At 70.2% G+C, this 6,851-nt stretch carries 8 protein-coding genes; 4 read left to right on the top strand and 4 right to left on the bottom strand.

Annotation, left to right across the window (positions count from 1 at the left end; all coding sequences use genetic code 11):
• Positions 1 to 357: 357 nt before the first annotated feature.
• Positions 358 to 1,008 carry a DNA-3-methyladenine glycosylase gene (locus ACWDUZ_RS29185; protein ID WP_451634785.1) on the bottom strand — a complete coding sequence of 217 codons (651 nt, stop codon included), beginning with the start codon at positions 1,006 to 1,008 and terminating at the stop codon, positions 358 to 360.
• 140 nt (positions 1,009 to 1,148) lie between these two features.
• Here ACWDUZ_RS29185 and ACWDUZ_RS29180 point away from each other — a divergent pair, with 140 nt between their 5' ends.
• The 3 genes from ACWDUZ_RS29180 to ACWDUZ_RS29170 all read left to right on the top strand — a co-directional run bounded on the left by ACWDUZ_RS29180 (position 1,149) and on the right by ACWDUZ_RS29170 (position 3,228).
• Positions 1,149 to 1,931, top strand: a complete 783-nt coding sequence (locus ACWDUZ_RS29180) for a sporulation protein (RefSeq protein WP_451634784.1) — start codon at positions 1,149 to 1,151, stop codon at positions 1,929 to 1,931.
• A gap of 73 nt (positions 1,932 to 2,004) precedes the next feature.
• Positions 2,005 to 2,544: a YbhB/YbcL family Raf kinase inhibitor-like protein gene (locus ACWDUZ_RS29175; protein WP_451634783.1), complete on the top strand. Its 540-nt coding sequence runs from the start codon at positions 2,005 to 2,007 to the stop codon at positions 2,542 to 2,544.
• 177 nt (positions 2,545 to 2,721) lie between these two features.
• Positions 2,722 to 3,228: an HNH endonuclease gene (locus ACWDUZ_RS29170; RefSeq protein ID WP_451634782.1), complete on the top strand. Its 507-nt coding sequence runs from the start codon at positions 2,722 to 2,724 to the stop codon at positions 3,226 to 3,228.
• A gap of 97 nt (positions 3,229 to 3,325) precedes the next feature.
• Here the strand turns inward: ACWDUZ_RS29170 and ACWDUZ_RS29165 are convergent, their stop codons facing one another.
• The 3 genes from ACWDUZ_RS29165 to ACWDUZ_RS29155 form a co-directional block, all read right to left on the bottom strand.
• Positions 3,326 to 4,279, bottom strand: a complete 954-nt coding sequence (locus ACWDUZ_RS29165) for an SPFH domain-containing protein (RefSeq protein WP_451634781.1) — start codon at positions 4,277 to 4,279, stop codon at positions 3,326 to 3,328.
• Positions 4,280 to 4,463: 184 nt separating this feature from the next.
• Positions 4,464 to 4,895: an NfeD family protein gene (locus tag ACWDUZ_RS29160; RefSeq protein ID WP_451634780.1), complete on the bottom strand. Its 432-nt coding sequence runs from the start codon at positions 4,893 to 4,895 to the stop codon at positions 4,464 to 4,466.
• Between the two features lie 66 nt (positions 4,896 to 4,961).
• Positions 4,962 to 5,759, bottom strand: coding sequence for an ABC transporter ATP-binding protein (locus ACWDUZ_RS29155; RefSeq protein WP_451634779.1), 798 nt, complete (start codon positions 5,757 to 5,759; stop codon positions 4,962 to 4,964).
• Between the two features lie 152 nt (positions 5,760 to 5,911).
• Between ACWDUZ_RS29155 and ACWDUZ_RS29150 the strand changes: the two genes are divergently transcribed.
• A complete protein-coding gene (locus ACWDUZ_RS29150) occupies positions 5,912 to 6,751 on the top strand; it encodes a hypothetical protein (RefSeq protein ID WP_451634778.1) in 840 nt (279 codons plus the stop codon).
• Positions 6,752 to 6,851: the final 100 nt, after the last annotated feature.

Here is a 6,851-nt window from a genome sequence, read left to right as displayed (position 1 = left end):
GAGTTCTCAAGGAACGGACGCTTCCTTCGTACTCACCCTCTCGGGCTTTCCTCCGGGCGCTTCCCTTCGGTGTCTCCGACTCTATCAGATCTTTTTCGACCCGATTCCCAGTCGGCGGGAGTTTCGTCTCCGGCTTTCCGGCTTTCGCCCGTCGGCCTTTCGACTTTCACTACGTTAGCCGATTCCCGCCTCGATTCATAATCGAGTGCAGCAGGTTCGAATTCGGGCATGCGAACACACCAGAAACGACCCCGCTGAGGGGTGCTCGGTAGATAGTGGGTTGGCCGCTCCGGCTGCAGGCGAACGCCGTACCCGGTTCAGCGGCTCGGAATACATTACGCACCTTCCGGGTGCGAGTCAACTTCTGCGGCGCTTCGGCGCGTGGGCCCGGTAAGGACTCACCGTCGGGTCGTCGGCGATCCAGAAGCGCCACGGGTGGACGTCACCGTTGCCGCCCTCGCCGGCGACGCCCGTGCGCGGGCCGTTGCGTACCTGGTCGGAGGGGATCGGGGTACCGGTCAGGATCCGTATCGGGGTGTCGCCGGCGGCGCAGGCGTCGGTGCCGTCGAGGGACCGGTCGATGTCCAGGGCGGTGGCCAGACGGGCCGGCCCTTTGGCCAGTTCCTTGTCGTTGCGGGCCGAGAGTCGGCGGGTGCGGGCCAGTTCGGCGCCCTCGACGATCTCGCCGGCGCGCAGCAGGACCCCGCTGGCCCGGCCCTCCGGTCCGCAGACCAGGTTCATGCAGTGCCACATGCCATAGGTGAAATAGACGTACACATGACCGGGCGGACCGAACATCACCGCGTTGCGGGCGGTGCGGCCGCGATAGGCGTGGGAGCCTGGGTCGTTCGGGCCGTCGTAGGCCTCGACCTCCGTCAGGCGCAGGGCGATCGGGCCGTCCGGTGTACTGCGCACGAGGACGCGGCCGAGGAGGTCGGGGGCGACGTCCACGACGGGGCGGTCGAAGAACTCTCTGGGCAGGGGCGTACGGTCCGAGGTCGTGATCACGGCTTACGAGCGTAGTCCAGCCGGCGGGTGTCCCAGGGGTCGTCGATCTGTGAGGTCCGCTGCCAGGCTGGGGGCGCGGAACCGGTGGCGGCCGGATCGCGTATGTAGGGATCAGGGATCCACACCTAAAGGGAGAGTCGATGGCGTTCAAGAAGCTGCTCGCGAGCCTCGGTGCCGGTGGGGCGTCGGTGGAGACGGTCCTGCACGAGGTCAACGTCGTGCCGGGCGGGGTCGTCCAGGGTGAGGTGCGCATCCAGGGCGGGTCCGTCGACCAGGACATCGAGGGACTGTCGGTCGGGCTCCAGGCGAAGGTCGAGGTGGAGGGCGGCGACCAGGAGTACAAGCAGGACATCGAGTTCACCAGGGTCCGGCTCGGCGGTGCCTTCGAGCTCCGGGCGGGCGCGATGCACGCGGTGCCGTTCGGCCTGGAGATCCCCTGGGAGACGCCGGTCACGATGATCGACGGGCAGGCGCTGCGGGGCATGCACATCGGGGTGACCACGGAACTGGCGATCGCGCGTGCCGTGGACTCCGGTGACCTGGACCCGATCAACGTGCACCCGCTGCCGGCGCAGAAGGCGATCCTGGACGCGTTCATCCAGCTGGGCTTCCGGTTCAAGAGCGCGGACATGGAGCGCGGGCACATCCGCGGGACGCGGCAGCGGCTGCCGTTCTACCAGGAGATCGAGTTCTACCCGCCGTCGCAGTACCGGGGGCTGAACCAGGTCGAGCTGAGCTTCGTCGCGGACGAGCACGCGATGGACGTGGTGCTGGAGATGGACAAGAAGCCGGGCCTGTTCAGCGAGGGCAGCGACACCTATCGGTCGTTCCAGGTGGGTCAGCACGACTACCAGGGGACCGACTGGGGGGCGTATCTGCATCAGTGGATCGCCGAGGTCGGCAGCAAGCGCAGCTGGTTCTAGGCTCGGACGGGTGATCCCGTCGATCAGGGGTCACCCGTAACGGATCAGCTTGCAACGATCAGGAGGTGCCGAGGTGACCGAGCTCAAGAGGCGGCCGCTCCCCCACGACTTCCATCCGCCCGTGCCGGCCTTCACGGTCACGAGCGACGACGTCCAGGAGGGCGCGACGCTCAAGGACGCTCAGGTCCACGCGGCCGGGAACACCTCGCCGCATCTGCGCTGGGAGGGGTTCCCGGCGGAGACCAAGAGCTTCGCCGTGACCTGCTACGACCCGGACGCGCCGACGGGCAGCGGGTTCTGGCACTGGGTGCTGTTCGACATCCCGGCCTCGGTGACGGAGCTGCCGGCGGGTGCGGGCGGCGGCGCGTTCGAGGGGTTGCCCGCGGGCGCCGTGCACGCGCGCAACGACTACGGGACGAAGGACTTCGGGGGTGCCGCACCGCCGCCCGGGGACGGACCGCACCGGTACGTCTTCACGGTGTACGCCGTCGACCAGGAGAAGCTCGGTCCGGACGCGGACGCCTCTCCCGCGGTGGTGGGCTTCAACCTGCGGTTCCACACCCTGGCGCGCGCCCAGCTGATCGGTGAGTACGAGAACCCCGCCGAGGGCTGACGTACCACGCCGACGTGTCCGCCGCGGAAAACGGCGTTCACCGAACGTTTGCCCGTCTCCGGTCTTGGAAGTGATCGGAGGCGGGCATTTTTATTGCGTTGTCCATCGCGGCGCGCCCGTCCAGAGTTGATCCGAGCCCGCCGGGGGGTGGGCAGGTGCACACGGGAGGTGGGCCGGATGCGAGACACGCTGGTGCTGAACGCGAGCTTCGAGCCGCTGTCGACGGTGACGCTGAACCGAGCCGTCGTTCTGGTGCTCCAGGACAAGGCCGTTGTCGAGCAGGCCCACCCCGAACTGCGCATGCGGGGAGCGGCGGTGGACATACCCGCGCCCCGGGTGATCCGGTTGTGCAGATACGTGCGGGTGCCGTTCCGAAGACAGGCTCCGTGGTCGAGGCGGGGTGTGCTGGTGCGCGACCGGCACCGGTGCGCGTACTGCGGGCGGCGGGCGACGACCGTGGACCATGTGGTGCCGCGGTCGCAGGGTGGGCAGGACACCTGGCTGAACACGGTGGCCTCGTGCGCGGAGGACAATCACCGCAAGGCGAACCGGACTCCGGAGCAGGCGGGGATGCCGTTGCTGCGGGAGCCGTTCGAGCCGACGCCGGCGGACGCGATGCTGCTGGCGCTCGGGGCCGACGATCTCGCCGCGCTGCCGGAGTGGCTCGCGCAGTCGGCGGCGTAGCGTCCGGCCGGTGTGGCCGGTACGCGTCGGAATCGGTACGGCAGCGGGGCCCTCCTTCCGTGTGAAGGCGGGCCCCGCTGCCGTGACGGCTCGTCGCTCAGTCGATCTGCGGCTTCTCCCGGCGCTCCGCGCCCGTACCGCCGCCGGAGGGGCCTTTGGAGCCCGGGCCCCCGCCCATGGCACCCAGGTTGCCGACGGCGCCGGACAGGCCCTTGAGGGCGTCTCCGATCTCGCTGGGGACGATCCAGAGCTTGTTGGCGTCGCCCTCGGCGATCTTCGGGAGCATCTGGAGGTACTGGTAGGACAGCAGCTTCTGGTCCGGGTCGCCGGCGTGGATCGCCTCGAAGACCGTGCGGACGGCCTGGGCCTCGCCCTCGGCGCGCAGGGCCGCCGCCTTCGCCTCACCCTCGGCGCGCAGGATCTGGGACTGCTTCTCGCCCTCGGCGCGCAGGATCTCGGACTGGCGGACACCTTCGGCCTGGAGGATGGCGGCGCGCTTGTCACGGTCGGCGCGCATCTGCTTCTCCATCGAGTCCTGGATGGAGGTGGGCGGCTCGATCGCCTTGAGTTCGACGCGGTTGACGCGGATGCCCCACTTGCCGGTGGCCTCGTCGAGGACGCCGCGCAGGGCCGCGTTGATCTCCTCGCGGGAGGTGAGGGTGCGCTCCAGGTCCATGCCGCCGATGATGTTGCGCAGGGTGGTGACGGTGAGCTGTTCGATGGCCTGGATGTAGCTGGCGACCTCGTAGGTGGCGGCGCGGGCGTCGGTCACCTGGTAGTAGATGACGGTGTCGATGTTGACGACCAGGTTGTCCTGGGTGATCACCGGTTGCGGCGGGAACGGGACGACCTGTTCCCGCAGGTCGATGCGGTTGCGGATGGTGTCGATGAACGGGACGACGATGTTGAGGCCCGCGTTCAGCGTCCGCGTGTAACGGCCGAAGCGCTCCACGATGGCGGCGCTGGCCTGCGGGATGACTTGGATCGTCTTGATCAGGGCGATGAAGACCAACACCACCAGAACGATCAGGACGATGATGACCGGTGCCATCGTTGCTTCCCGTACCCTTCTCCGCCTCGGCGCTCTCGGAAGATCCTGTGGGCTGTTGAAGATCTTGCTGGTCGAGTCTGACAGACCGTCGCATGCCGTGTGGGGCGTTCGCTCCAGGTCGGTCCCGTGGAGGCCGGTCCGGTGTCCCGGTCCCGGTCGTGCGGTCCGGTTGGTTCGGTGCGGGTCAGATGACGATGGCGGTGGCCCCCTCGATGTCGACGACGTCGACCTCCGCACCGACGTCGTAGGCACGGCCGGTGTCGAGCGCGCGCGCCGACCAGATCTCCCCGGCGAGCTTGATCCGGCCGCCGGTGCCGTCGACGCGTTCCAGCACGACGGCCTGTTTGCCCTTCAGTGCGTCGACACCGGTGGCGAGCTGGGGGCGCTGTCTGGTGTGCCGGGCGGCGACGGGCCGGACGACGGCGATGAGGGCGACCGAGACGACAAGGAAGGCGATCACCTGGACGACGACGCCGAAGCCGAACCCTGCGACGACGGCGGCGGCCACGGCGCCCACCGCGAGCATGCCGAACTCCGGCATCGCGGTCACCACGAGCGGGATTCCGAGCGCCGCGGCGCCGACGAGCCACCACACCCATGCGTCGATGTCGTTCACATGGTCATGGTAGGGCTGCGGGTGCTACGGGGGACAGGGCGCGAAGGGGACCGGAGGGCGGGTGACTCAGGACAGGGGGAGGCCCTGGGCGGTCCAGCGGTCGCCGACCTGCTCGACGACGAGCGGGAGGCCGAAGCACCGGGAGAGGTTGCGGGAGGTGAGTTCGAGCTCCAGGGGTCCGGCGGCGAGGACCTTGCCCTGGCGGATCATCAGGACGTGGGTGAAGCCGGGGGCGATCTCCTCGACATGGTGGGTGACCATGATCATCGAGGGTGCGATGGGGTCGCGGGCGAGCCGGCCGAGGCGGCGGACCAGGTCCTCGCGGCCGCCGAGGTCGAGACCGGCGGCGGGCTCGTCCAGGAGCAGCAGCTCGGGGTCGGTCATCAGGGCGCGGGCGATCAGGGTGCGCTTGCGCTCGCCCTCGGAGAGGGTGCCGAAGCGGCGGTCGAGGAAGTCGGTCATGCCGAGGCGGTCGAGGAAGGCGCGGGCGCGCTGCTCGTCGACGTCCTCGTAGTCCTCGTGCCAGCCGGCGGTCATGCCGTAGGCGGCGGTGAGCACGGTCTGGAGGACGGTCTGGCGCTTGGGGAGCTTCTCGGCCAGGGCGATGCCGGCCACGCCGATGCGCGGGCGCAGCTCGAAGACGTCGGTGCCGGGCCTGCCGAGGGTCTCGCCGAGGATGGTGGCGGTGCCCTTGCTGGGGAAGAGGTAGCTGGAGGCGACGTTGAGGAGGGTGGTCTTGCCGGCGCCGTTGGGGCCGAGGATGACCCAGCGCTCGCCTTCCTTGACCGACCAGGAGACCTGGTCCACCAGAGCCCGGCCCTCGCGGACCACGGATACGTCCTGAAGCTCCAGAACATCGCTCATGAGCGCGTTGTCTCCCCTTGCAGTGTGCCGCCGGTCTCGGCTGTCGCGTACGCCTGTGGCTCGGTCCGCCGCGCCGGTGGGCGCAGCCCCCAACGAATCTACGCCACGAGATGGGCGAGCCGTTCCATCGGTCCGGTCCTTAGGGTGGAGGCATGCTTTCGGAACCGCGCTCTGGACGCCTCGCCGCATGGGGAAATGCCTTTCTTGCCGGACTTGTCTCGCCGGACGACGCCGTGCTCGCCATCGTGGGTGAGGACGCCGTCCATCGGGTGGAGGGGTTGCCCGGCGAGTCCGGGCCGGTGGGGCTGACGCTCGCGCTGGGGCGGCTGCGGACGCTCGGGGTGGAGGCGCTGGGGGTGGCGCTGCCCGCTCCGGGGCATCCGCTGGGGCTCAGCGGGCCGCCGGAATTCAACGCGCGGGCGCTGGAGGCGGAGGAGGCGGTGGTCTGTCACGGGGCCGCGTTCGGGCTGGTGCCCGAGGTGTACGAGGCGGGGCCCGAGGGGGATGTGCACGTCGAGGTGGTGTGGCATGTGCTGCCGGCCCGGGAGGCGCCGCCGGCCGATGTGCCGTCGCTGGGCGAGGCGGAGCGGGAGTTGGCGGAGGCGCTGCGGGAGGCGACCGAGGTGCTGTCGCGGCTGGACGTCGCCGGGTCGGGGCCGGTGGCCGAGGCGGCGATCGACGCGTACCGGGCGCGAGTCGATGGGGCGGCGCGAAGCGCCTCGTCGAGGGGTGGCGGTCGGGTGACGGGCGGGAGCGGACGGGAGGTTCTGGCGCCGGGGTATCCGCCGCGGGCGGTGCGGGTGCTGGAAATGGCGCAGCGGGTGGGGCTGCTGATCTCGCTGGCGTACGACAACGGGCACGGGGGTGCGGTGAGCGCGTCCGAGATGGCCGCCCGGGGCGCTGCCCTGCGTCCGGTGGAGCGGACGGCTCGACGGGCGCTGGTGGCCGCGTACAACTCCGTGGTGGAGGAGCGGGAGAAGAGGGCGCGGTGAACGTGGCCTGAGATCCGCGCCGGGGTGCGCCCCAGGGGCTCGGCGCCCGGACCGCGCGGCCCTGTGGTGCGTGCGCCCGAGGCGCGGCGGCCCCCTGGCC

It is taken from the genome of Streptomyces sp. NPDC003393 (assembly GCF_053589015.1).
Note: the sequence above shows the minus strand (reverse complement) of the source record. Positions and strands in the feature narration are given on the sequence as shown.

Bases quoted from the DNA above. Each gene is read 5' to 3' on its own strand.
- ACWDUZ_RS29170 (WP_451634782.1), top strand. From the start codon at position 2,722: ATGCGAGACACGCTGGTGCTGAACGCGAGCTTCGAGCCGCTGTCGACG.
- ACWDUZ_RS29180 (WP_451634784.1), top strand. From the start codon at position 1,149: ATGGCGTTCAAGAAGCTGCTCGCGAGCCTCGGTGCCGGTGGGGCGTCG.
- ACWDUZ_RS29155 (WP_451634779.1), bottom strand. From the start codon at position 5,759: ATGAGCGATGTTCTGGAGCTTCAGGACGTATCCGTGGTCCGCGAGGGC.
- ACWDUZ_RS29165 (WP_451634781.1), bottom strand. From the start codon at position 4,279: ATGGCACCGGTCATCATCGTCCTGATCGTTCTGGTGGTGTTGGTCTTC.
- ACWDUZ_RS29150 (WP_451634778.1), top strand. From the start codon at position 5,912: ATGCTTTCGGAACCGCGCTCTGGACGCCTCGCCGCATGGGGAAATGCC.